The following is a 22975-nucleotide window of genomic DNA, read 5'->3' as shown; positions in this document are numbered from 1 at the left end:
CGGCGACGGCGCATGGCCGCGCGGTCAGCCGACGCACGTGCTTGCGCAAGCTACGTCGTGCGAGGTGCAGCAGCAACGGCCTCGTGTCCGCGATAATTCATGAGCATGCACGGAATAACGGTCGCCGTTCGGTTTGAGCATGGCGGCTATCGCTGGAATGCGGCCGCTTGCTGTTTGACCGCGCGCAGGCGGCCCGCCATACTTTGCGTCAAGGCGAGCCAGAAAGACTTGTCGGCACCGGGAGCTGAAATGACCAATGCTTTGTCCGTCCTTGCGGGGACGCTGATTTCCCTCGTCTCCTTCACTTCAATTGCACTGTCGCAGCCGGCCTGCGTCACCCAGAACATGGCCGTGCCGCTCGGGGCTAACACCACCGATAAGGCGGCACCGTTCTTCATCGACACGACGGGCCTCGATTTCAAGACGGCGCCGCCGACGCGCGATCCCTCGAACCCCAACTATCCGCGCGCGACGGAGCTGCCCGACGGAACGCTGCCGCAGCCCGGCGCCGAGGGCAATTTCATCATCGGGCCCACCCACAATCCCGCGCCGGAGACGATTGCGAAGGAAGGCGTACCACGCGGCATGACAAAATCCTTCACGCTGACGTCGAAGGAGAGCACGATCTACAATCCCGGCCTGATCCGCGACGATGTCGCCGGCTGCACCAATTCGTCGATCATGACGACCGTCACCGCGCCGGATGACAAGTCGCACATGATCGTCACCACCAGCCATCCTGGAATCTGGTCGCGCACGATCGACGTCTACGTGCCGGCGCAATATGTACGCGGCACCGAGGCGCCGTTCATCGTGGTCGGCGACGGCGGCTCCAACGCCTACAAGGACCTCGCCACGACGCTCGATAATCTGATCGCGCAGCGCCGCGTGCCACCGATGGTCGCGATCCAGATCGGCAACGGCGGGCAGGATGCGCAGGGCAGCCAGCGCGGCCGCGAATACGATGCGGTGTCAGGCGACTATGCGCAGTTCGTCGAGCGCGAGGTGCTGCCGCTGGTCGAGAAGAACGCCGACGTCAAGTTGACCAAAAACCCCGACGGGCGCGCGACCATGGGCCTGAGCTCGAGCGGTGTGGCGGCCTTCACCATGGCGTGGTTCTATCCCGATCTCTATCACCGCGTGCTGGCCTTCTCGCCGACGATGGTCAACCAGCAATGGCCTCACGATCCGTCGCTGCGTGGCGGCGCCTGGGAATATCACAGCGCATGGACGGGGCCGGCCGGTCCCAACCTCATATCGAAGGCCGGCGTGCTGACGCCGGCTGAGCCGCCCGGCGTGCCGCTGATCGTCGCCGCGCCGGCGAAGCCGATCCGCTTCTGGTTCTTCGGCGGCGACCAGGACCTGTTCTATCCGAACCCCACCATTCCCGATGGCATGCACGACTGGACCCTGTCGAACGCGCTGATGGCGAAGGTGCTGGCGGAGAAGGGCTACCACTACCAGTTCCTGTTCGTGCGCAACGCCAAGCACGTCGACCGGCCGACGATCGCGCAAACGCTGCCGTCGGCGCTGGAGTGGGTCTGGAAGGGCTATCCGATCCCCTGAACGCGAAGTCGCGCGAAATCTAGCGGCCAATCCCTATCGTCACGCCGGCGGTCGAGCGCATGGCGTCTCGGAGGGTCGTCGCGTTCATGTCGTCAAGGATCTGACGTGTCAGCACGGTGGTCTGGCCGGGCGTGTTGAGGATCGTCTGGCCGCGCGAGGTGGAGAGCCGGTCGGCCTTGTAGGGCGCGGCCGGATCGGTTGCGGGCGCATGGTGCGGGCGTTTGCTGGACGCCGCAAAGGCCCCTTGCGAGATGCAGAGGGCGGCGATCACGACCACGCGCAATGATCTTGCGGGCATGCGGCCTCCCATGTCCAGGGCGTCAGCCTAGCATATGGCGGGCATGGTCGCAGAGGACAAGGGTCAGGCGAGAGCGGCCTGGCGTTCCCGTAGCGGTTCGCGGGGCCGGTCAGTGTTGCGCGGCTCGGCGAGCCGGGTAAAGCTGCGCTGACCCGCCGACGCGGGCGCCTCGACGACGACGCCCTCGCAGACGATCTGCCCGTCCAGCATCCTGAATTCGAGCTTGTCGTAGCGTGGCATGGTCTCGCCGGGCGCGGGCGGCAGCAGCTCGACGCGGCCCTGGATGTTCAGCGTGGCGTCGCCGGCACCGTGAAGCCGCGGATTCCACATCCTGATCCCGGTCTCCGTCCAGCGCTGCCGGATCAACGTGGCGCGGTCGACGGGTTCCACGACCTTTGCGCGCGTCTTCGGCGCGCTGGGGATCACCGGAGCGGGAGACTCGAGGATCGGCTCCGGCGCGACATGCGTGACGGCGCTTGCCGTGTCGGCGGAGGAATCCTCCGCGGCGACCGTTGCGATCGGGGCGGGATCGTTGGCCGGGACCGGCTCGATCTCCATTGCGACGACAGCGAAGGCAGCGCTGTCGATGCTGCTCTCGGAGACCTCCCCCGCCGAGACGTCGCTGTCCGCAAGCGCGACGCACGTGTCCTCTACGACAGTCGGCTCCACATCAGCGACGTCAGAGGAGGTATCGTCGTTGACGGCGAGAACGGGGGCATCAACCGGTGCGATCTCGATGTCGATAGAGGAGACCAGCGCCTCCTCGACGACGACAAGCTCCACCTCGGTCGCGAGTTCGGGAGATGCATCGTTGCTGACGACGGGCTCGGAAACATTGGCCTGCCGGCTCTCGGCCTCGACAGGCGACAGCCGCGCCTCTTCAACGATGACGGGTTCAGCGATCTCCGGAAGTTCCGCAGACGGGTCGCTGCTGACGAGCTCGGGTGCACCGACCGGCTCGCTCTCGATCTCGACAACCGGGACTGGTGTCTCTTCTACGACGACGGGTGCGACGCTGGTTTCAGGCTCCGCGGGCGGATCGTTGGTGACGAGCTCATGAGCATCGACGGCCGCGCTCTCCACCTCGACTGACGAGACCGAAACCTCTTCGACGACGACCGCCTCGACCTCTGTCGGCGCTTCCAAGGATGGATCATCGGCGACGCTGATATCAGTTGGCGCCGCGGACGAGCTCTCCGGGATGACAGAGATAGCGGCGCGATCTTCGGCGACCGGAGCCGCAACGGCGATCTCGGTGTCACTGGGCAGCGGGTTGGTGCTGATGCTGTCGGGAGCCGGAACAGCTTCTGCGATGTCGGCGACGATTGCCGACGATTCGCTTGCCGCGATCGGCGCGACATCAATGCTGCCGCCGTGAGGCAAGGGCCTAAGCCGGGTGAACGCCCATTTCACCGCGGGAATGCGGCGCAGCAACGATATCAGTCTCGAAAGCACAGGGAGTTGTCCAAGAGGTACTCGGCGTGAAGCAATCGCTGATTCGCCAGCAATGCAAAAAACTGCCCCGGCCGTCACATCGATGTCAATGTAGGTGGGACCAATTGCAGAACATCCGAGCGTCCACCGCGCGGGAAAGGGCAACGCGACTGCCGTGTCGGATGCGACAATGCACCACCGCCGGGTTGCGAGCGGTCGCGCCTAGGATGGGCGGGACAGCAACGCAAAGCACGCGCATGTCCGATCCTCCCGACGACAGGATCGTTCCGATCCGCTCGTTGCAAGGCGCCCGGCTCGACGAGCGCTTTGACGCAACGCTTGCCGACCTCGAGGCGCGCCGCGATGAACTCGTGCAAATCATCTCGCGTCTCACCGACGGCTTGAGCGTGATCGATCAGGCCGCCGCCGGCGGATCAGCCCAGTCCGCGCGCGATCTGCTCGATCTGCCAGCTGAACGAGGTGACGGCCATCATCGAAAAGCTGCGGTCGTCCTGAAGCTCCGGCGCGGCAGGCGGCCAATGTGACCGCGCCCACGGAGTTGCCGCGCCGATCCCCGATACGCTTCCTTCGACGGCGAAGGAGAAAAGACGTGATCCGCAAGACATACCCGGCCGCTGATCCTGCGCCGAACGTCGGACTTCCCTGCGTCATCCTTCCCGCCTAAGTTCAAACGTTAGGAGAGTGAGGACAACGCAATGAGAAAGCTTGCGGCCATCGCAGCGGTTCTGGTCTGGTCGACATGCGCATTCGCGCAAGATCGCACCATCACCGTGGCCTCGACGACGTCGACGGAACAGTCGGGCCTGTTTGGTTACCTGCTGCCGTTGTTCTCGAAGGCGGAGGGCATCGAGGTGAAGGTCGTTGCCGTCGGCACCGGCCAGGCGCTCGACATCGGGCGGCGCGGCGACGCCGACGTGGTGTTCGTGCATGACAGGCCGGCCGAGGACAAGTTCATGTCCGAGGGGCAGGGCGTGAAGCGCTTCGATGTCATGTACAATGACTTTATCATTGTCGGTCCGAAGAGCGATCCCGCAAAGATCGCCGGCGGCAAGGACGTCACGGATGCGCTGCGCAAGATCGCGGCGGCGAAGGCGCCATTCATCTCGCGCGGTGACAAGTCCGGCACGCATGCGGCCGAGCTGAGATTGTGGAAGGAGGCGGGCGTCGATATCGGCGCCGGCAAGGACAGCTGGTATCGCGAGATCGGCCAGGGCATGGGTCCGGCGCTGAACATGGCCTCGTCGTCGAACGCCTATGTTCTGTCGGACCGCGGCACCTGGCTGTCGTTCAAGAACCGGGGCGAGCTTGCCGTCCTGACTGCGGGCGACAAGCGGCTGTTCAACCAGTATGGCGTCATGCTGGTGAATCCGGCGACGCATGCGAATGTGAAGGCGAAGGACGGACAGGCCTTCATCGACTGGCTGGTTTCGCCGAAGGGGCAGGATGCGATCGCCGGCTACAAGGTCGGCGGCGAGCAGCTATTTTTCCCCAACGCGTCCCACTAGCAGGAAGGCGACGGTCGACACCGCCACGCTGAGTGCGAGCAGGATCAGCCCGAGCCCGAGTGCCAGCGGCAGGTCGCCCTTGCTGGTCTCCAGTGCGATCGCCGTCGTCATCGTGCGCGTGAAGCCGCGGATGTTGCCACCGACGATGATGATGGCGCCGACCTCGGCGATCGCGCGTCCGAAAGCCGCGAGAAAGGCCGTCAGCAGCGACGTTCGGCCGAGCGCGAACAGCAGGCCGATGCTGCGCAGCGTCGATAGTCCGTCGATCCGCGCGAGGTCGCCATACTCGGCCCAGAGCAGGCTCGCTGGCCGGTGCACCAGCGCGACCACGATCGGGGTCGCGAGCAGGGTCTGCGCGATCACCATGGCGGTCGGCGTGAACAACAGTCCGGCTGCCCCGAGCGGGCCGGACCGCGACAGCAGAAGATAGAGCGCAAGCCCGACCACGACCGGCGGCAGGCCGAGCAGCGCATTGGTCAGCACGATGACGACCTGCCGCCCGCGGAATCGGGTGATCGCGAGCAGCGCCCCGAAGGGCGCGCCGATAAGCAGCGCGACGATGCCGGCGGTCAGGCTGACACGAACCGACAAAGCGACGATGCCGAGCAGCTCGGCGTCGGCCTCGCCGATCAGCGTGAGCGCGGCGCCGATGGATCGCGCGAAATCGTTCATCCGGCCGGACGCTGTTGCGCCGGCAGGAGATCAAGCACCCGATCCGAAGGGCGACAAAGCCTGACGCCGTTCGGGGTCACCACGATCGGCCTGTTGATCAGGAGCGGATGTACCATCATCGCTTCGAGCAGCTGGTCATCCGTCAGTGCCGGGTTGTCGAGTCCGGGCTCCGGATAAGGCGCCGCCTTTTCGCGGACCGCCTCGTACACCGAAATCCCCATGCGCGCGATGGACTGCTGCAACGGGGCTCGCGAGGGGGGCGTCTTCAAATATTCGACCACGTGCGGCTCGATGCCGCCACTCCTGATCGTGGCAAGCGCGCTACGCGACGTGCCGCAGTCGGGATTGTGGTAGATGATCACGTCCATGCGAAAGTCCCCGGGCCTGGACCTTCGCGCGTTCTCGCCGCTGCGAGCCGGCAACAGGCCTTTCGCAGGACTAAATCACGATTCACGGCGAGATTTCCAGAAGGATCGCGGTCGCGTGGCTGGCACTGGGAACGTGGATGCCCGGGGCAAGCCCGGGCATGACGGCCGCTCGTTTCCAGACTTCAGCGCTTGACGTTAGCCGAGGCCGAGACCGTGGGGTTTGTCTCGATGCTCTGCTGCCAATAGCGTTCGATCTGGTCGACCAGGGCAGGCGGAAGCGGCACGTAATTGAGCGTCTCGGCCTGGGCCTTGCCGTTCTCCAACGACCAGCGGATGAAGTCGATGGCCGCTGCCGATCGTTCCTCGGATTTCGGCGCCTTCGGCATCAGCACGAAGGTCGTGGCCGTGATGGGGTAGGCGTCTTCGCCGGGCGCGTTGGTGAGCACGAGGTGGAAATCCTTCTCCGCCTTCCAGTCCGCGCTCGAGGCCGCGGCCTGGAACGATGCGGCGTCGGGGACGACGAAACTGCCGGCGCTGTTCTGCACGACGCCAAATGAGATTCTGTCTAGCCGTTGCAGCGCGTAAGTGTATTCGAGATAGCCGATCGAACCGGGCACGAGGCTGACGAGCGAGGCGACGCCGTCATTGCCCTTGCCGCCGAGACCAAGTGGCCACTCGACCGAGGTGCCTTCGCCCACGCTCGTCTTCCACTGCGTGCTGACCTTCGAGAGGTAGTTCGACCAGTTGAACGTCGTGCCGGATCCGTCGATGCGATGAACCACCGTGATCGCAGTGTTCGGCAGCCTGATGTCGGGGTTGATCGCGCGAATGGCCGGATCGTTCCATGATTTCAGCTTGCCGAGATAGATGTCGGCGAGCATCTGGCCGGTGAAGCGGATCTGGCCGGGTTTGACTCCATCGATATTGACGACCGGCACGACGCCCCCGATCACGATCGGGAATTGCATCATGCCGAGCCTGTCCAGCTCCTTGGGATCAAGCGGCATGTCGCTTGCGCCGAAGTCGACGGCCTCTTTCTTGATCAGGCCGACGCCGATGCTCGAGCCGACCGCCTGATAGCTGACGGTGTTGCCGGTCTTCGTCTTGTATGCGTCGATCCATTTCGCCATCACGGGCGAAACGAAGGTTGAGCCGGCTCCCTTGGTCTCGGCCGCCAGGCTTTGCGTGGCGACGAGCAGAGCGGCGAGGATGACGGGAAGTGCAATATGTTTTTTCATGTGCGCGACGCTAACAGGTAGGGCACGAGGCTGATGTGGGCTATGTCACAATAGCGTCGCGAGGCATTCGCGCTGGCCATTGCGCATCGATTACACCACACCGTTAGCGACCACCGCATCGTCCGATTGATGTAGATCAAGGTGGTCCAAGCGGGCCGGGCTCAGCCGTCCCGCGGAAAAGCGCCGGGGGGGAGAGCACGCGCAAATTTCGGGAAAACCGCCTGTCAGACCGCCAAATCATGCCATTTCGCGACCGAATGGCGGCTTTATTCCCGCCCGGGATGCTTTAAGGAAGGGGCAGGATCGGGTCGCACCCGCCTGTTGGCGGTGCTAGACCCTGATGCAAGAACAATGGGGCCGGGCCGCTACTGGCACGCTCGCAAGGATGAAGGATACGAGGCAATGATCAACACGGTTGGCATCATCGGGGCAGGGACCATGGGGAACGGCATCGCGCAGATTTGTGCCGCGGCCGGGCTCTCGGTCGTGATGGTCGACATCTCCGATGCGGCGGTGAACCGCGGGCTGTCGACCGTCGGCGGCAGCCTCGAGCGCCTGGTCAAGAAGGAGAAAATGTCGGCGGCTGATCGCGACGCTACTCTCAAGCGCATCACCGGCACCACCGACCGCGCGAAGCTCGTCGATTGCGACCTCGTCATCGAGGCCGCGACCGAGAACGAGGAGCTCAAGGTCAAGATCCTGAAGGACCTCTGCGCCACGCTGTCGCCGCGCACGCTGCTCGCGACCAATACCTCCTCGATCTCGATCACGAAGCTTGCCGCCGCAACCGATCGCCCCGATCGCTTCATCGGCATGCACTTCTTCAACCCGGTGCCGGTGATGGCGCTGCTGGAACTCATCCGCGGTCTGCAGACCTCCGACGACACCCACGCCAAGGCGCTGGATTTCGCCAAGCGGGTCGGCAAGGTGGCGATCACGGCCAAGAACAGCCCCGGCTTCGCCGTCAACCGCATCCTGTGCCCGATGATCAACGAGGCGATCTTTGCGCTCCAGGAAGGGATCGCAACCGCTGAGGAGATCGATGCCGGCATGAAGCTCGGCTGCAACCATCCGATCGGGCCGCTGGCGCTCGCCGATCTCGTCGGGCTCGACACCATGCTCTCGGTGATGGAGGTCTTCTATAAGGGCTTCAACGACCCCAAATATCGTCCGGCCCCCTTGCTCAAGGAAATGGTCGATGCCGGCCATCTCGGCCGCAAGACCGGCCAGGGCTTCTACACTTACGGTGCCTGATGGCGCCGGCGGCGGGCGCCCGGCATCCGCCGCCCGATCCCCGCAATTTGCGCTGTGACAAAGACGCCGCGCGCAATTGGCCCGACAATGGCGAACGGGCGGCCTGCGGGAACAAATGAACGGATAACGAAGGACATGTCGGATCGACTGAAGGCCGAGCGCGAGGCGGCGGCCGCGCGGCGGAACCTGCTGACCCAGGATGCGATCGAGCGCACCGGGATCACTGAGGAGATGATCGGGGAGCTCGTCACCCGCTTCTACGGACGCGTGCGCGAGGATGCGCTGCTGGGGCCGGTCTTTGCGATCGTGCAGAATTGGGACGAGCATCTTGCCAAACTCAAGGATTTCTGGTCGTCGGTCGTGCTGATGAGCGGCCGCTATCATGGTTCGCCGATGCGGGCGCATGTGCCGCTCAGCCTGGTCGGCGATCATTTCGACCGCTGGCTCGATCTGTTCGAGCAGACCGCGCGCGAGGTCTGTCCGCCGCCGGCGGCCGCGCTCTTCATCGACAAGGCGCGTCGCATCGCCGACAGTTTTGAGATGGCGTCGGCGACCATCGCCGGCCGCATCGCTGCGCCGCGTCACGTGCTCCGGTCCTGACGACAGCAAATCTGCCTGCAAAACGTGCAGTTGTGTCGCTCTGAGGTTGCGCTGCGCGGCCAATAACGCGTTGCACCAATTCCCGCATCATCGGTCTGATCTGCAAAATCATCATGCCGATCGCGCGATGCGACGTTGCAATTGCAAATATGCGCTGGAACGCGTTCATTTACGTTCAACCAAAACGAGCAAAGACATATTGATGCGCTGCGGCGCCAACTCTCCGCCTTTTTTTCGGCAGAGTTCCAGCGCCTGCTAGCGTGCATGTCGCGCGCATCGTTCAACACCACTCCCTCATCGTCCGAGAGCACCGCGGAGTCTGAAGTCGACGCGGGTACAGAACAGACGCGGCGAACGCTGCTGCTTGGCGCGCTCGCCACGACCGCCTGCCTTGGTTGTTCCACGCAGGCGCGCGCGGGCGAGGATCCGCCAGGCTCCGACGAACGTCCGCAGAAAGGTGATCTCCTCGTCTTCTCCGAAGGCGAACAGGAGGGCAAGCTCATCACCGCGGCCGATCTCCCGGCCGGTGGACCGCCGGTTCACGCTTGGCCGAAGGATCCCAACACGTCGGTGGTGCGCAGCGCCTCGCGCCTCAACGAGATCCTGATCATCCGGCTCGATCCCGCCGAGCTCGACGAGAAGACCCGCGCGCGGGCCGTCGATGGCATCCTGGCCTATTCGGCGATCTGCTCGCATGCCGGCTGTCCCGTCACCGCCTGGGTCAAGAGCGATGTCGGCGAGAAGGACGTGTTCAAGTGCATGTGTCACAACTCCGAATACGATCCCCGCGAGGGCGCGCAGGTCGTGTTCGGGCCGGCGCCGCGGCGGCTTGCCGCGCTGCCGCTCGCGCTCGCTGACGGTTCGCTCAGCGTCGCCGGCAACTTCATCGGAAAGGTAGGTGGCGTGCAGCCAGGATGATGGACGGTGCGGGTTGTGCCCGCGTCACGAGAGGCCGCATCCGCCGAGGGGCGGACGACGGGACGAACGACAAGAATTCAAAACAAGAATTCAAACGGATGAAAAAGGGGAACGTCCATGACCAGGAAGCAATGGTTACTGTCCGGCTTCGTCGCCTTCACGTGCCTTGTCTCGACCGTCGCCGTCGCCGGCCCGATCGAGAACTACGCGCCGGTCACCCAGCAGCGGCTGGAAAATCCGGAACCCGGCAACTGGATGCTCTATCGGCGCACCTATGACGGACAGGGCTACAGCCCGCTCGACCAGATCAACACCTCGAACGTGAAGAATCTCACACCGGTCTGGACCTTTGCCACCGGCGTGGTCGAAGGCCACGAGGCGCCGCCGATCGTCAACAATGGCGTGATGTTCGTAACGACCCCGATGGGGCAGGTGATCGCGCTGAACGCGAAGACCGGCGACGAATATTGGCGCTACAAGCGACAGCTTCCCGACGACCTCTTTCAGCTGCATCCGACCAACCGCGGCGTCGGTCTCTGGGAGGACAAGCTTTATCTCGCCACCACCGACGACCATGTCGTCGCGCTCGACGCCAAGACCGGCAAGGTGGTGTGGGACACCAAGGTGCAGGATTACAAGAAGGGCCAGTACATGACCCTGATGCCGCTGGTCGTCGAGGGCAAGGTCATCGTCGGAGGCTCCGGCGGTGAACTCGGCGTGCGCGGTTACGTCGCCGCATACGATGCCAAGGATGGCAAGGAGTTGTGGCGCACCTTCACCATCCCCGGCGAGGGCGAGCCCGGTCACGATACCTGGCAGGGCGACGACTGGAAGACCGGCGGTGGCTCCGCCTGGATGACCGGCAATTACGACAAGGACACCAAGACGATCTATTGGGGCGTCGGTAACGCCGCGCCATGGCCTGGCGAGACGCATCCCGGCGACAATCTCTACACCTCCTCGGTGCTCGCGCTCGATCCCAGCAATGGGAAGATCAAGACCTACCACCAGTACCACCAGAACGATTCCTGGGACTGGGACGAGGTCGAAGCACCGATCCTGGTCGACCTGCAACGCGACGGTCGCACCATCAAGAGCCTGATCCATCCGGGCCGCGACGCGATCTTCTGGGTGCTCGAGCGCACCCCGACCAAGATCAACTACGTCGCAGGCTGGCCCTTCGTCGCGACCGATGTCTGGAAGGGCATCGATGCCGAGAGCGGCAAGCCGATCGTCGATCCTGCGCACAAGCCGGTCATCGGCAAGCGGGTCGAGTTCTGTCCGTCGCTGTGGGGTGGCAAGGACTGGCCGTCGGCGGCCTACAGCCAGAGAACCGGCCTCGTCTACGTGCCCGCCAACGAGAATTTCTGCGGCGGCTTCACCGGCGAGAAGGTTCCGCTCAAGGCGGGCGAACTCTGGCTCGGCACCAAGCCGGAAGACATCGGCCTGAAGACCAAGCCCGGCGCGGATCATTTCGGCGAGCTCCAGGCCTGGGATCCCGTCACCGGCAAGAAGGTGTGGCAGCACAATTTCCCGAAGTCGCAGTTGTTCGGCTCGGTGACGGCGACCGCAGGCGATCTCGTCTTCGTCGGCGGCACCAACGACCGCAACTTCCGCGCCTTCAATGCCAAGACCGGCGAGCTGCTGTGGGAGCAGAAGACCAACTCCGGCATCATGGGCATGCCGTCGTCCTATGAGATCGACGGCACGCAATACATCGCGATCCAGTCCGGATGGGGCGTCGACGCGCAGCGCATCCAGGATGCGCTCGCGACCAACAATATCGGCATCGAATCCAATGTGCCGCAGGGCGGCGTGATCTGGGTGTTCGCGCTGAAGAAATAAGCTCCGCGGGCGAATCGAAGGAAGCGGAGCGTCAGGGGGCAAATGCGGCGGACGGCAACGTCCGCCGCATTTTGCGTGTGCGGTGCTCGCGCCACGAACTCGTCATGCCCGGGCTTGTCCCGGGCATCCACGTTCTTCGTGCCGCGGCAGAGGTCGTGGATGGCCGGGACAAGCCATGACGGCGAGCGGCGGTTTGTGGGCGCAGGCGCTGGACCGCTACTTCCCCTGCCGATCAACCTTGTCCTTTTCCTTCTGGTTCATCTCCTGAACCTTCGGATCGGAGCTGGTCTGCCCGGTGGTCTGTGTGGTCGAAGGCGGCGGGGCGCCGGCGTTGGGAAGCGAGTTCTGCTCCGGCGCGGTGGGGCGCGTGGCGGTGGTCGGCGGGGTGGTGTTGCTTTGAGCGAACGCAGCCGTGGTCGTCATAAAAAAGGCGCTCGACAGCAACGAGACTGCGAGCGCCTTTGAGATGTTGGTCATCGATCTGCTCCTGTCAGATCGATGGAAACGGCGCGAGGCCGCTCAATGTTCCGCCTTAGGCCTCCAATTGCTTGCCGAGCGGAAGGCTGCGGATACGCTTTCCGGTCGCGGCGAAGATGGCGTTCATCAGCGCGGGCGCGAACGGCGGAACACCGGGCTCGCCGACGCCGCTCGGCGGCGTGTCGGGTCCGGGCGGGACGATGTAGACGTTGGTTACAAGAGGAGATTCATCCATCCTGAGGACCTGGAAGTCGTCGAAGTTCTTCTGCTCCACCTTGCCGTCCTTGAAGGTGATCGCGCCGTATTTGGCGACGCTCAGCCCCATGATCGCCGCGCCCTCCATCTGCGAGGCGATGCGCTCGGGGTTGACATAGGTGCCGCAGTCGATCGCGGTGTCGACCCGCGGCACCGTCAGCTTGCCCTTCTCGTCGACGGCCACCTCGACGATGGTCGCGATGTAGCTGACGAAGCTGCGGTGCACGGCAATTCCGAGGCCGTGGCCTTTCGGCACCTGACGGCCCCATTCGCCCTTCTCGGCAACCAGCTCGACCACCTTGCGCAGGCGCGCGGTGTCGATCGGGTAGCTGTCATAGGGCTCGCCGTAGTTCCACATGTCCTTCACCGCCGGCTTGACGATGCGGGGACTGCCGATCAGCGCGAGCAGCGTCTCCTTCTGGTCGCGCCCGGTCGCCTGCGCGATCTCGCCGACCATCGACTGCACCGCAAAGGCCCGCGGGATGTTCGAGACCGAACGGAACCAGCCGATGCGGGTGAACGCCGCGGCTTCCGGGTTCTCGCAGGAGATGTTGGCGATCTCGAACGGCATGTCGACGAGGCCCATGCCGAGCTCGAAGGGCGCCTGGTGGTTTGCACCCGCGGCGAAGGTCGAGGCGATGCTCGGGGCCACGCTGCGGTGGCGCCAGGCGATCACCTTGCCGTTCTTGTCGAGCCCCGCCTCGATCCGCTCGACCGAGACGGTGTGCAGGAAGTCGTGACGGACGTCGTCCTCGCGCGTCCATTGCACCTTCACCGGCGCGCCGAGCTCCTTCGACAGCAGCGCGGCCTCGAGCGCGAAGTCGCATTTCGACTTGCGGCCGAAACCGCCGCCGAGCAGCGTGACGTTCACCGTGACGTTGTCCTCGGGAATGCCGAGCGTCTTGGCGACGTCCTCGCGGGTGCCGCCGGGACTCTGCACCGGCGCCCAGATCTCCGCCTTGTCACCCTTGACGTCGGCGACCGCCACCGGCGGCTCCATGCTGACGTGGGCGAGGTGCGGCAGATAGTATTCGCCGACGACGACCTTGTCTGCGCTCTTCAGCGCAGCGTCTGCGTCACCCTCCTGGCGTACGACGAGGCCCGGTTTGCGCGAGGCTTCCTCGAGCTCCTTGCGATAGGCGACCGAGTCGTATTTGCCGTTGGCGCCGTCGTCCCAGGTCAGCTTCAGCGCGTCGCGGCCCTTGATCGCCGCGCCGGTGTTGCGCGCGATCACTGCGACGCCGCCGAGCGGCTGGAACTTCGACGGCCACGGCCAGCCGCGCACCTGCATCACCTTCTCGACGCCGGGGACCTTCAGCGCCGCGTCCGGATCGAACGAGATCAGCTTGCCGCCGGTCACCGGCGGGCGCGCGATGACCGCATATTTCATGCCTGGTAGTCGCACGTCCGCGCCGTAGCGCGCCTTGCCGGTGGTGATGTCGTGGAGATCGACGATGCTGATCTGGCCCTTGCCGAGATAACGGAAGTCCTTGGGGTCCTTCAGCTTGAGGCCTTCGATGCTCGGCACCGATTGCTTGGCTGCGTCCGCGGCGAGCTCGCCGAAGCCGAGCTTGCGGCCGCTGGCACTGTGGACGACCTCGTGGTTGACGGCCTTGACCTCGGTCGCCGGCACGCCCCAGCGCTTGGCTGCGGCCTGCTCCAGCATGGTGCGGGCGGAGGCGCCGATCTGGCGCATCGGGATCAGATAATGCCGCGTGCTGCGCGAGCCGTCGGTGTCCTGGTTGCCGAACTTGACCTCGTCGCCATGGGCCTGCTGCACTTTGACCCTGGACCAGTCGGCTTCCATCTCTTCGGCGACGATCAGCGGCAGGCTGGTGCGCACGCCGGTGCCCATTTCGGCACGATGGGCGAGGATGGTGACGGTGCCGTCGGGAGCAACGGCAACGAAGACGCGGGGATCGACCACGACGCCGTGCGGCATCTTGCCGGCGCCGGTTTCATAGGCGAAGGCCTGGCGTGACATCACGGGGGCGGCGAGCACGAAGCCGCCGGTGACGCCGAGCCCCTTCAGGATGCTGCGGCGCGAGACCTTCTCGACCTTGAGGTTCTTTTCGAAGCCACGGAGCTTCGTCGGGTTCTCGATGAAATTCATGTCACACTCCCGTCGATGCGAGATGGACTGCGTTCTCGATGCGCTGGTAGCAGCCGCAGCGGCAGATGTTGCCGGCCATCGCTTCGCGGATCTGGTCGTGTGACGGCTTGGGATTCTCCATCAGCAGCGCTGCGGCCTGCATGATCTGGCCGGCCTGGCAGAAGCCGCATTGGGGCACGTTGACCTGGCGCCAGGCCTTCTGGACGGGGTGGTCGCCGTTCGGATGCAGCCCTTCGATGGTGGTCACCTCGCGCCCGGCGACGTCGTTGATCGACGTGATGCAGGAGCGCACGGCCTCCTTGTCGACGATGACGGTGCAGGCGCCGCACAGGGCCTGGCCGCAGCCGAACTTGGTGCCGGTCAGCCCGGCCTCGTCACGCAGGAACCAGAGTAGCGGGAGATCCGGGTCGCCGTCCCAGCTCTGTTCCTGGCCGTTGATCTTCACCTTGATCATGATGGTCCCTCGCTCTTCATAAGCTTGTCGATTGAACATTGCCGACACAGGTCGGCGCACTGCCCGTTTCGTCGTGTCGCCGCATCCCGGCTTGTTCTCCTGCGCGGGCAGATCCCGGCAGCAAGCAGGAATGCGAATCGTGATGTCCGGATGTGCTCGATACCTCCCGTCTTGTTCTTGATTGATTGAATTCGCGCGGCATCGTGACGACGCGATCGTAGCAGAGACCGCGCCGGCCCGGCGTTCACAGCCGGGTGTTGTTGAAGGGAAAAGTTGCAACGAAGGTTTGTCAAAAGCAGGGCGCGGCATCACGCCCTGCGCCTGCGAAATGTGCACGACGAAAAAAGCTTCGTCCGGCAGAGACTGCGCGGACGAAGTAGGATGCCTCAGTCGAGGGAGGGAGAACGCAGCGGCGCGGACTTCGAGGGGGAAGTGGGCGGCACTGCGCAGTCATTCAGAGACCAGGACTGAGGAGCTCATCTGAGGAGCTCATGGCGCTCGCGTCTGCCTCGTGCGATGCGGCGGCATCGCAGCGATTTGGTCGAGGGCCGGACCGTCCGGCTCGCTGGCGATGGTCGGGGCCAGCGAGTGGACGGGCACGGCGAAGGTCTGACGGCCTTGTTCAGGCGGCCTTGTCAGGCAGCCTTGTCAGGCAGCCTTGGCTTTCGCCACGTGGGTCGCGATCGCGTCCATCAGCGCCGGCGACAGGCAGTCATAGGGCTCGAGCCCGATTTCCTTCAGCCGCGAGCGGATGCCTGCCATCTGTTCCGGCTTCACGCCGGATTCGATCACGGAGGAGACGAAGGCGGCGAATTGCGGCGCCTGCGAGCCCTGCTCCTGGAACAGCTCGGGATGGATGAAGTCGAGGCCGTAGAACGGGTGGCCCTTGTTCTCGATGCGGCCGTACATGTGGGTGCCGCAAGCCTTGCAGGCGTGGCGCTGGATCACCGCCGAGGGATCGACGATCTGGAGCTTGTCGCCGTTCTCGGTCACGCTGACGTTCTGGCGCGGCACCACGGCGACCACCGAGAAATTCGCGCCTTGCGGCTTCCAGCACTTGGTGCAGCCGCAGGCGTGGTTGTGGGCGACGTCGCCCTTCACCGCGACCTTGACCGGGTGGTCCGTGCATTTGCAGACCAGCGTGCCGCCGGCAAAGCTGCCGCTGCCCTGTTTGACGCCGTTATCGATCGAGGGATGGAGTGCAACAGTCATGGGTCGATCCTCCTTGGGTGTGACGCTTTCGAGCTAGAACACGACGACTGAACGGATGGATTTGCCCTCATGCATGAGGTCAAAACCCTTGTTGATCTCCTCGAGCTTGAGCACGTGGGTGATCATCGGATCGATCTGGATCTTTCCGTTCATGTACCAGTCGACGATCTTGGGCACGTCGGTGCGGCCGCGCGCGCCGCCGAAGGCCGTGCCGCGCCAGTTGCGCCCGGTGACGAGCTGGAACGGGCGGGTGGCGATCTCCTTGCCGGATTCGGCAACGCCGATGATGATCGAGGTGCCCCAGCCGCGATGGCAGGCTTCCAGCGCCTGGCGCATCACGGTGGTGTTGCCGGTGCAATCGAAGGTGTAGTCGGCACCACCGTCGGTCAGGTTGACCAGATGCGCGACGATGTCGCCGGTGATCTTCTTGGGGTTGACGAACTCGGTCATGCCGAACCGGCGGCCCCAATCCTCCTTGGAGTCGTTGATGTCGACGCCGATGATCTTGTCGGCGCCGGCCATCTTGGCGCCCTGGATCACGTTGAGGCCGATGCCGCCGAGGCCGAACACGACCACGTTGGAGCCCGGCGTGACCTTCGCGGTGTTGACGACGGCGCCGACGCCGGTGGTGACGCCGCAGCCGATGTAGCAGCTCTTGTCGAACGGCGCGTCCTCACGGATCTTGGCGACGGCGATCTCCGGCAGCACGGTGAAGTTCGAGAAGGTCGAGCAGCCCATGTAGTGGTAGACTGGCTTGCCCTTGTAGGAGAAGCGGCTGGTGCCATCAGGCATCACGCCCTTGCCCTGCGTCGCGCGAATCGCGGTGCAGAGATTGGTCTTCTGGCTCAGGCAGCTTTTGCACTGCCGGCACTCCGGCGTGTAGAGCGGGATGACGTGGTCGCCCGGTTTCACCGAGGTCACGCCCGGTCCGATCTCGCGGATGATACCGGCGCCCTCATGACCCAGGATCGACGGGAAGATTCCTTCGCTGTCGAAGCCGTCGAGCGTGTAGGCGTCGGTATGGCAGATGCCCGTCGCCTTGATCTCGACCAGGACTTCGCCGGCCTTCGGTCCTTCCAGATCGACTTCGACGATCTCGAGTGGTTTCTTGGCTTCGAAAGCAACGGCGGCACGTGTCTTCATCGTAAACTCCTCAAATTCTCGCAGGACGCCACGAGGTGGTATCGGTCCTGGTAACCTTCATTTCTTGCCCATGCAGGCGTCTTCCGCCTTGGTGTAGGTCTCGTTCTTCTCATCCTTCTTGGAGGGACGTTGACGGCCCCACGCCTCGTCGGAGCGGGCGCGCAGATAGACGTAGAGATCGTCCATGTAGCAGGCGACGTTCGGGTTGTCGCCGAAGGCAGGCATGACGTTCTCCTGCGCGGTCGAGATGTTCTTGCGACCGGAGGCGACGACGCCGAGGAAGTCGCCATAGCTCATGGTCTTGACCGAATCCTTCAACGCCGGTGCGTAGGTGGATCCCATGCCGTCGGGGCCATGGCAGACGTGGCAGTCGGAGTGATAGCGGCGATATCCGGAATAGGTGAACCAGTCCACGGTGCCGTCGGCCGAAATCTTGTAGGTCGGGTTTCCTTCCTTATCGAGCCACTTTCCGTCGTCTTCCTTCTTGACGGCGGTCGGGTCGCCCGGACCGTCCGCAACGGCAATTCCCCCCGAGGTCACGAAGATGGTCGCAGCGATGACAAAGCAGATTTTACGCAAGAGATGATCCTCGAAGGCGTTCGGTGGAGACGAGCCGGCGCGTGGAGTTGATCCACGCGCCGGAGCGACACGAAGGTGAGGCTAGTTCGCCGCTGGCAGCGAGAACACGGTCAGCGTACCGCCGAGTGCCGTGTAGTTGCTGAGAGCCGCGTAGCCACCGACTGCGCCGAGACCGGCGGTCGGATCGGTCAGACCAGCTGCCAGACCGATGCCGGCCCAGCCGCCCACGCCGGAGAGCACTGCGACATACTGCTTGCCGCCGTTCTCATAGGTGGTGACGTTGCCGATGATGCCGGAGGGAGTCTTGAACTTGTAGAGCTCCTTACCGGTCTTGGCGTCGACCGCCTTCAGGTAGCCTTCGAGCGTGCCGTAGAACACCACGCCGCCGGCGGTTGCGAGCGCACCCGACCAGACCGAGAACTGCTCCTTGTTCGACCAGACGATCTTGCCGGTCTTGCCGTCCCAGGCGATGAAATTACCCATATGGGTTTCACCCTGCGGCGGATACATCGAGAGCGTCGCACCCACATAGGGCTGGCCCGCGGTGTAGCTCACCTTGAACGGCTCGTAGTCCATGCAGACGTGGTTGGTCGGAACGTAGAATAGCTGCGTGTCCGGCGAGTAGGCTGCCGGCTGCTCGTCCTTGGTACCGAGCGCGGCCGGGCAGATGCCCTTGGTGTTGTGATCCTCGCCGCCCTTTTCAGTCGAGGCCGCGTCGAGAACCTTCGGGCGGCCATAGGTCGGTGAGTTCTTGTCCATGTCGACGCCGGAGGTCCAGTTCACCTTCGGATCGAACTTCTCGGCGACCAGCAGCTCGCCGGTGACGCGATCCATGGTGTAGCCGAGGCCGTTACGATCGAAATGCGTCAGCAGCTTGCGGGGCTGGCCGTTGATCGACTGATCCGAGAGGATCATCTCGTTGACGCCGTCGTAGTCCCACTCATCGTGCGGCGTCATCTGGTAGACCCACTTGGCCATGCCGGTGTCGGGATTGCGGGCCCAAATCGTCATCGACCATTTGTTATCGCCTGGACGTTGCTTCGGGTTCCAGGTCGAGGGATTGCCTGATCCGTAATAGACCAGGTTCAGCTCTGGATCGTAGGAGATCCAGCCCCAGGTGGCGCCGCCGCCAATCTTCCACTGATCACCCTGCCAGGTCTTGAGGCTGGAGTCCTTGCCGACCGGCTTGCCGAGAGCGGTGGTCTTCTCGGCGTCGACCAGGATTTGATCATCAGGCCCTTCCGAGTAACCGCGCCAAGCCAACTTGCCCGTTTTGAGATCATAGGCAGTCATGTGAGCCTGGACGCCAAACTCGCCACCGGAAATGCCAATCAGAACCTTGTCCTTGACGACGAGCGGCGCAGAGGTTCCGGTCTCGCCCTTAGTGGGATCGCCGTTCTTCACAGACCAGGCGACCTGGCCGGTCTTGGCATCGAGCGCAACCAGCGTGGTGTCGGCCTGGTGCAGAATGATCTTGCCGTCACCATAGGCGAGGCCGCGGTTAACCGTATCGCAGCACATCACCGGGATGACGTTCGGATCCTGCTTCGGCTCGTACTTCCAGATGATCTTGTTCTCGTTGGAAAGGTCAATAGCGTAGACCTTGTTCGGGAACGGCGTGTGGACGAACATCGTGTTGCCGATGATCAGCGGGCCGCCTTCGTGGCCGCGCAGCACGCCGGTCGAGAAGGTCCAGGCAACCTGGAGCTTGCCGACGTTTTGTGCGTTGATCTGGTTCAGCTTGGAATAGCGAGTGCTGGCATAGTCGCCTGCCGGGATGACCCAGTCCTTGGGATTCTGGGACATTTTGAGCACTTCGTCATTGGCTGACGCGCTCCCGACGGCGAGAGCCGCCGCGGAGCCAAGAAAGGTCGCCAGTAGCACCTTGCGCATAGTCATTCCTCCGTTGGTCTCGTTTATTGTTTCCGAAGCATTGCTTAATCACCGGGCTTCTCGTCCGGCGTCTGCTCGTGCAGGGCGGTCACGTTTGGGACCAGAAACGATGCTGTGCTGTTTCCTCCTCCGGATGAGAGCTACGGGTCCACGTGCAGGAGAGGCCCGTTTTTTTTGTTCCTGCCGCAATCCCTAACGACTTCGTCATCGGGAAACTTGCCCAAGAGGGAAGCCGGTTTGCTTGACAGCGCACGGACGCGAAGTTTTTGATTTTGCAGTAGCGAATTCAGCGGCTTCCGCGCGGCTTCGCGGCGCCTTCGGCGCTCAGGTTCCCCTTGACGGCGCTGCAACTAAGGCGGAGGATTAACCGTCAAGGGTGGCAATGGAACGATCGCGCTCGTTGCAAAAGACCGCTCAAATTCGAGGTAAACGTCACGCAATCATGGCTGAGGGCTCCAGCAGCGCTGGTTGCGATTCGCGTCGAATCTGCAGATGAAACCAGCGGCTGGATTAATGTCCGACACCATTCACACGCTCTCGACGACCGGCCTGACGCCGAAGCGGCAGATCCAGAGCTGGATCGACGGGCTGACAAGCCTGTGTGGGCATTTCGACGTCGATCCGCTTGAGGCGTCCTCGCTCGAGGGCCGCATCGACTACACGAGCGTCTCGCGCCTGAAACTCTGCCAGATCGAGGTCAGCCAGCATCGCATCGCGCACACGCTGGCGCGCGCCAAAGCCAATGAACACCCGTACATCAAGATCCACTTCCAGACCTACGGCGTGTCCTATTTCGAGCAGGAAGGCCGCCACATCGAGCTGAACCCGGGCGACATCATCGCCTATGACGTCTCGTGTCCGCATTCCATCATCAGCCCTGCCTTCACCCGCCACGACGTGGTGATCGTGCCGAAGGCCTTGCTGCGCGACCGTGGATTCCCGTCGCAGCGGATGCCGGCCTGCAAATTGTCGGCGAAGACCGGGACGGGGAGAATCGCCCATGATTTCGTCCATGCCACCTTCGACGAGGCGGCCAAGCTGTCGGCGAACAGCGCGGTCGGTGTCGCCGATTCGCTGATCGACCTCTTGCTGCTGCCGTTGCGCGAAGCGGACACGATGTTCGATCGCGTCGGGCCCGAGGCGATGTATGTGCGCGCGCAATTCTTCATCCGCGAGCACCTGCGCGATCCGGATCTGTGCATCGACCAGATCTCCGCCGAGCTCGGCTGCTCCAAGCGCTATCTGCACATGCTGTTCTCCGAGCGCGGCACCACGGTGAGCGACTACATCTGGCAGGCGCGCCTGCAGAATTGCCGCCAGGAGCTCGAGGCGCACGGCGGCAAGACCATCACCGACGTCGCCTTCTCCTGGGGCTTCTCCAGCTCATCGCATTTCAGCCGCGTGTTCCGGAAATATTTTGGCGTGGTGCCGTCCTCGATCCACAAGGCCCAGCAGGGCGCCGCGGCCTCGGGCGAGCATTAGGCGAGCGCCGCAGCCGACGCAGGCCGCGCGGCGATATCTCTCAGGCCGATATGGCGACGTAGGGAATGCTGGTCACGAGAGCGACCAGCAGCACCGCGTTGCCAAGCATGCCGCTCCAATGCAGCCGGCGCAGCCGGTGCGGGGCTTCAGCATCGCCTGCGTCCCTCGCGCGGAGCTGGTCGTCGATCCGTTGCATGAACCAGCGGCGTCCCCAGATCGCCAGGGCCGCGAGCAGGCCGACGCCCATCGCGGCGACCAGGCGACCGTCGAGCAGGAAAGCCAGCGCCCCGATCACGCCGGCGACGCGCATCACCAGAAAATGGGCGTTGAACATCCCACGCAATAGCTGGGCGACGGGCTGGATATCGAGCTTCACCAGCAGGAAGGCGGGCGAGGCCAGCGTGAAGTAGCCCATCGGAAAGAGCAGGATGATCATGACGGCAACGGCGACGCCATCCGGTGTCATGCGATCGGCCTTTCTTGTCCGCCGGTGAGGGGGACGGCACCGGCACACAATCATAGCGGGAAAATGCGCTTCCGACACTAGGCTTTGGTCGGATGCCGGGTTGCGATGGGACAGCCCGGTGCGCCGCGCAAGGTTCAGGCCGGCTCGAGGCCGAGCGACCGCGCGCTCTCGATCCAGATCGGCAACTCGTGCTGATACAGGGCATTGGTCTCCTTGAAGCCGATTGCCGGCTCGAGCACGAAGGTCGCGAGAACCTCCTTCACCTTCGGATCGCTGTTGGCGGCGACGCAGAGCGCCGCCAGGCGGTCGACCACCGGCTGCGGCGTCGCCTTCGGCACGGCCCAGCCGGAGAAGCCGCTCACGGTGAAGAATTTCGACGTTGCGCCCTGCTCCGGGAGGGTCTTGATGGCGGGGATCGCGTCGACCTTCTTCGAATGCACGGCGAATACAGTGCCGCGATCGCTTTGCAGAACGGACTGCGCCGCCGTGTAGCTGCCCATTGCGGCATCGAGCGTGCCTTCCAGCATCCCCGTCCACATCGGCGCTTCGCCGCGGTAGTGAACCGGCTCGATGGAAAGACCGTACTGCTTGTTGAGCTCGTTGATCGTCATGTGCGGGGCCGAGCCCGCGCTATAGGTGCCGAAGTTGACCTTGCCGCTCTTGCGGGAGAAGGCGACGAAATCCTCCAGCGTCTTGACCCCGGTCTTGGGGTTCGCGACCAGCAACAGGCCGGCGCCAGGAATGACGCTGACCAGCGTCAGATCCTTGTCCATGTCGTAGCCGGGATTCTTCATCACGACCCGGTTCATGATGTAGGTGGTCGAGATCGAGCACAGGATGGTGTGGCCGTCGGGCTCGGCGCGGGCGACCTCTGCCGTGCCGATCGCGCCGGAGGCGCCGGGCTTGTTCTCGACCACGACGGTCTTGCCGATCTGCTTGGAGATGAATTCGCCATAGGCGCGCGCGAGCAAATCGGTCTGTCCGCCGGCGGGATAGCTGCAAATCATGCGGATCTGCCGCGAGGGCCAGTTGCCTTGCGATGCGCCTTGCGCCGAGGCGCCGCGCGCGACGAAGGGCATCGCGAGTGCACTGGTACCGGCGGCAATGAAGTGGCGGCGATCGAATTTTGCGGGCATGATTCCCTCCTGATTTTTGCCGACCCTACTGCATCAGGCTGGCGCT

The 22975-nt window shown here is 64.0% G+C and carries 22 protein-coding genes; 8 read left to right on the top strand and 14 right to left on the bottom strand.

What is annotated here, in order from left to right:
- Nucleotides 1-249 precede the first annotated feature (249 nt).
- Nucleotides 250-1566: an alpha/beta hydrolase-fold protein gene (locus CT676_RS31495; protein WP_135216059.1), complete on the top strand. Its 1317-nt coding sequence runs from the start codon at nt 250-252 to the stop codon at nt 1564-1566.
- Between the two features lie 19 nt (nt 1567-1585).
- Here CT676_RS31495 and CT676_RS31490 read toward each other — a convergent pair whose 3' ends face one another.
- Nucleotides 1586-1864 (bottom strand): Plug domain-containing protein, encoded by a 279-nt coding sequence (locus CT676_RS31490; protein ID WP_193560919.1) that lies wholly within the window; start codon nt 1862-1864, stop codon nt 1586-1588.
- A gap of 63 nt (nt 1865-1927) precedes the next feature.
- On the bottom strand, nt 1928-3463 hold the full coding sequence (locus CT676_RS31485) for a hypothetical protein (RefSeq protein WP_343287551.1): 1536 nt from the start codon (nt 3461-3463) through the stop codon (nt 1928-1930).
- A 134-nt stretch (nt 3464-3597) separates the two neighbouring features.
- On the opposite strand from CT676_RS31485, the gene CT676_RS31480 reads away from it, so the two are divergent.
- Both CT676_RS31480 and CT676_RS31475 read left to right on the top strand, forming a co-directional pair.
- Complete coding sequence (locus tag CT676_RS31480) at nt 3598-3843, top strand: hypothetical protein (protein WP_135216057.1); 246 nt, start codon at nt 3598-3600, stop codon at nt 3841-3843.
- Nucleotides 3844-4014: 171 nt separating this feature from the next.
- Nucleotides 4015-4824 (top strand): substrate-binding domain-containing protein, encoded by an 810-nt coding sequence (locus CT676_RS31475; protein WP_135216056.1) that lies wholly within the window; start codon nt 4015-4017, stop codon nt 4822-4824.
- Here the strand turns inward: CT676_RS31475 and CT676_RS31470 are convergent.
- From CT676_RS31470 to pstS, 3 genes are all read right to left on the bottom strand, one after another.
- A complete protein-coding gene (locus tag CT676_RS31470) occupies nt 4798-5496 on the bottom strand; it encodes an ABC transporter permease (RefSeq protein ID WP_085405650.1) in 699 nt (232 codons plus the stop codon). The two genes, CT676_RS31475 and CT676_RS31470, sit on opposite strands and share 27 nt — an antisense overlap.
- A complete protein-coding gene (arsC, locus tag CT676_RS31465; protein ID WP_135216055.1) occupies nt 5493-5864 on the bottom strand; it encodes an arsenate reductase (glutaredoxin) in 372 nt (123 codons plus the stop codon). Before arsC ends, CT676_RS31470 begins: the two co-directional genes overlap by 4 nt.
- 182 nt (nt 5865-6046) lie before the next feature.
- The gene (pstS, locus tag CT676_RS31460) at nt 6047-7102 is read right to left on the bottom strand and encodes a phosphate ABC transporter substrate-binding protein PstS (protein ID WP_135216054.1); all 1056 of its coding nucleotides are present in this window, start codon (nt 7100-7102) and stop codon (nt 6047-6049) included.
- A 402-nt stretch (nt 7103-7504) separates the two neighbouring features.
- Here pstS and CT676_RS31455 point away from each other — a divergent pair, with 402 nt between their 5' ends.
- From CT676_RS31455 to CT676_RS31440, 4 genes are all read left to right on the top strand, one after another.
- Complete coding sequence (locus tag CT676_RS31455) at nt 7505-8356, top strand: 3-hydroxybutyryl-CoA dehydrogenase (protein WP_244623316.1); 852 nt, start codon at nt 7505-7507, stop codon at nt 8354-8356.
- A 135-nt stretch (nt 8357-8491) separates the two neighbouring features.
- Nucleotides 8492-8956 (top strand): group III truncated hemoglobin, encoded by a 465-nt coding sequence (locus tag CT676_RS31450; protein ID WP_063981973.1) that lies wholly within the window; start codon nt 8492-8494, stop codon nt 8954-8956.
- Nucleotides 8957-9220: 264 nt separating this feature from the next.
- A complete protein-coding gene (locus CT676_RS31445) occupies nt 9221-9874 on the top strand; it encodes a Rieske (2Fe-2S) protein (protein ID WP_135216052.1) in 654 nt (217 codons plus the stop codon).
- 117 nt (nt 9875-9991) lie between these two features.
- Nucleotides 9992-11719 (top strand): methanol/ethanol family PQQ-dependent dehydrogenase, encoded by a 1728-nt coding sequence (locus tag CT676_RS31440; RefSeq protein WP_135216051.1) that lies wholly within the window; start codon nt 9992-9994, stop codon nt 11717-11719.
- Between the two features lie 216 nt (nt 11720-11935).
- On the opposite strand, the gene CT676_RS31435 is transcribed toward CT676_RS31440, so the two are convergent.
- The 7 genes from CT676_RS31435 to xoxF5 all read right to left on the bottom strand — a co-directional run bounded on the left by CT676_RS31435 (nt 11936) and on the right by xoxF5 (nt 19845).
- On the bottom strand, nt 11936-12196 hold the full coding sequence (locus CT676_RS31435; RefSeq protein ID WP_135216050.1) for a hypothetical protein: 261 nt from the start codon (nt 12194-12196) through the stop codon (nt 11936-11938).
- 55 nt (nt 12197-12251) lie between these two features.
- Nucleotides 12252-14564 carry a molybdopterin cofactor-binding domain-containing protein gene (locus CT676_RS31430; protein ID WP_135216049.1) on the bottom strand — a complete coding sequence of 771 codons (2313 nt, stop codon included), beginning with the start codon at nt 14562-14564 and terminating at the stop codon, nt 12252-12254.
- Between the two features lies 1 nt (nt 14565).
- Nucleotides 14566-15018 carry a (2Fe-2S)-binding protein gene (locus CT676_RS31425; protein ID WP_014493612.1) on the bottom strand — a complete coding sequence of 151 codons (453 nt, stop codon included), beginning with the start codon at nt 15016-15018 and terminating at the stop codon, nt 14566-14568.
- A gap of 648 nt (nt 15019-15666) precedes the next feature.
- Nucleotides 15667-16230, bottom strand: a complete 564-nt coding sequence (gene gfa, locus CT676_RS31420; protein WP_063981977.1) for an S-(hydroxymethyl)glutathione synthase — start codon at nt 16228-16230, stop codon at nt 15667-15669.
- A 33-nt stretch (nt 16231-16263) separates the two neighbouring features.
- Nucleotides 16264-17373 (bottom strand): S-(hydroxymethyl)glutathione dehydrogenase/class III alcohol dehydrogenase, encoded by a 1110-nt coding sequence (locus CT676_RS31415; protein ID WP_014493614.1) that lies wholly within the window; start codon nt 17371-17373, stop codon nt 16264-16266.
- Between the two features lie 57 nt (nt 17374-17430).
- Nucleotides 17431-17913: a c-type cytochrome, methanol metabolism-related gene (locus CT676_RS31410; protein WP_135216089.1), complete on the bottom strand. Its 483-nt coding sequence runs from the start codon at nt 17911-17913 to the stop codon at nt 17431-17433.
- A gap of 120 nt (nt 17914-18033) precedes the next feature.
- Nucleotides 18034-19845, bottom strand: coding sequence for a lanthanide-dependent methanol dehydrogenase XoxF5 (gene xoxF5 / locus CT676_RS31405; RefSeq protein ID WP_135216048.1), 1812 nt, complete (start codon nt 19843-19845; stop codon nt 18034-18036).
- Between the two features lie 513 nt (nt 19846-20358).
- On the opposite strand from xoxF5, the gene CT676_RS31400 reads away from it, so the two are divergent.
- On the top strand, nt 20359-21327 hold the full coding sequence (locus CT676_RS31400; protein WP_014493617.1) for a helix-turn-helix domain-containing protein: 969 nt from the start codon (nt 20359-20361) through the stop codon (nt 21325-21327).
- 40 nt (nt 21328-21367) lie between these two features.
- Here the strand turns inward: CT676_RS31400 and CT676_RS31395 are convergent, their stop codons facing one another.
- Together CT676_RS31395 and CT676_RS31390 are read right to left on the bottom strand one after the other, a co-directional pair.
- Nucleotides 21368-21793, bottom strand: coding sequence for a hypothetical protein (locus CT676_RS31395; protein WP_028151278.1), 426 nt, complete (start codon nt 21791-21793; stop codon nt 21368-21370).
- 134 nt (nt 21794-21927) lie between these two features.
- Entirely contained in the window at nt 21928-22929 is a 1002-nt protein-coding gene (locus tag CT676_RS31390; RefSeq protein WP_135216047.1) for a tripartite tricarboxylate transporter substrate binding protein, read from the bottom strand.
- Between the last annotated feature and the right edge of the window lie 46 nt (nt 22930-22975).

The organism is Bradyrhizobium sp. MOS001, assembly GCF_004634465.1.
Taxonomy (GTDB): Bacteria; Pseudomonadota; Alphaproteobacteria; order Rhizobiales; family Xanthobacteraceae; genus Bradyrhizobium; species Bradyrhizobium barranii.
This window is presented reverse-complemented; position numbering and strand designations above follow the sequence as displayed.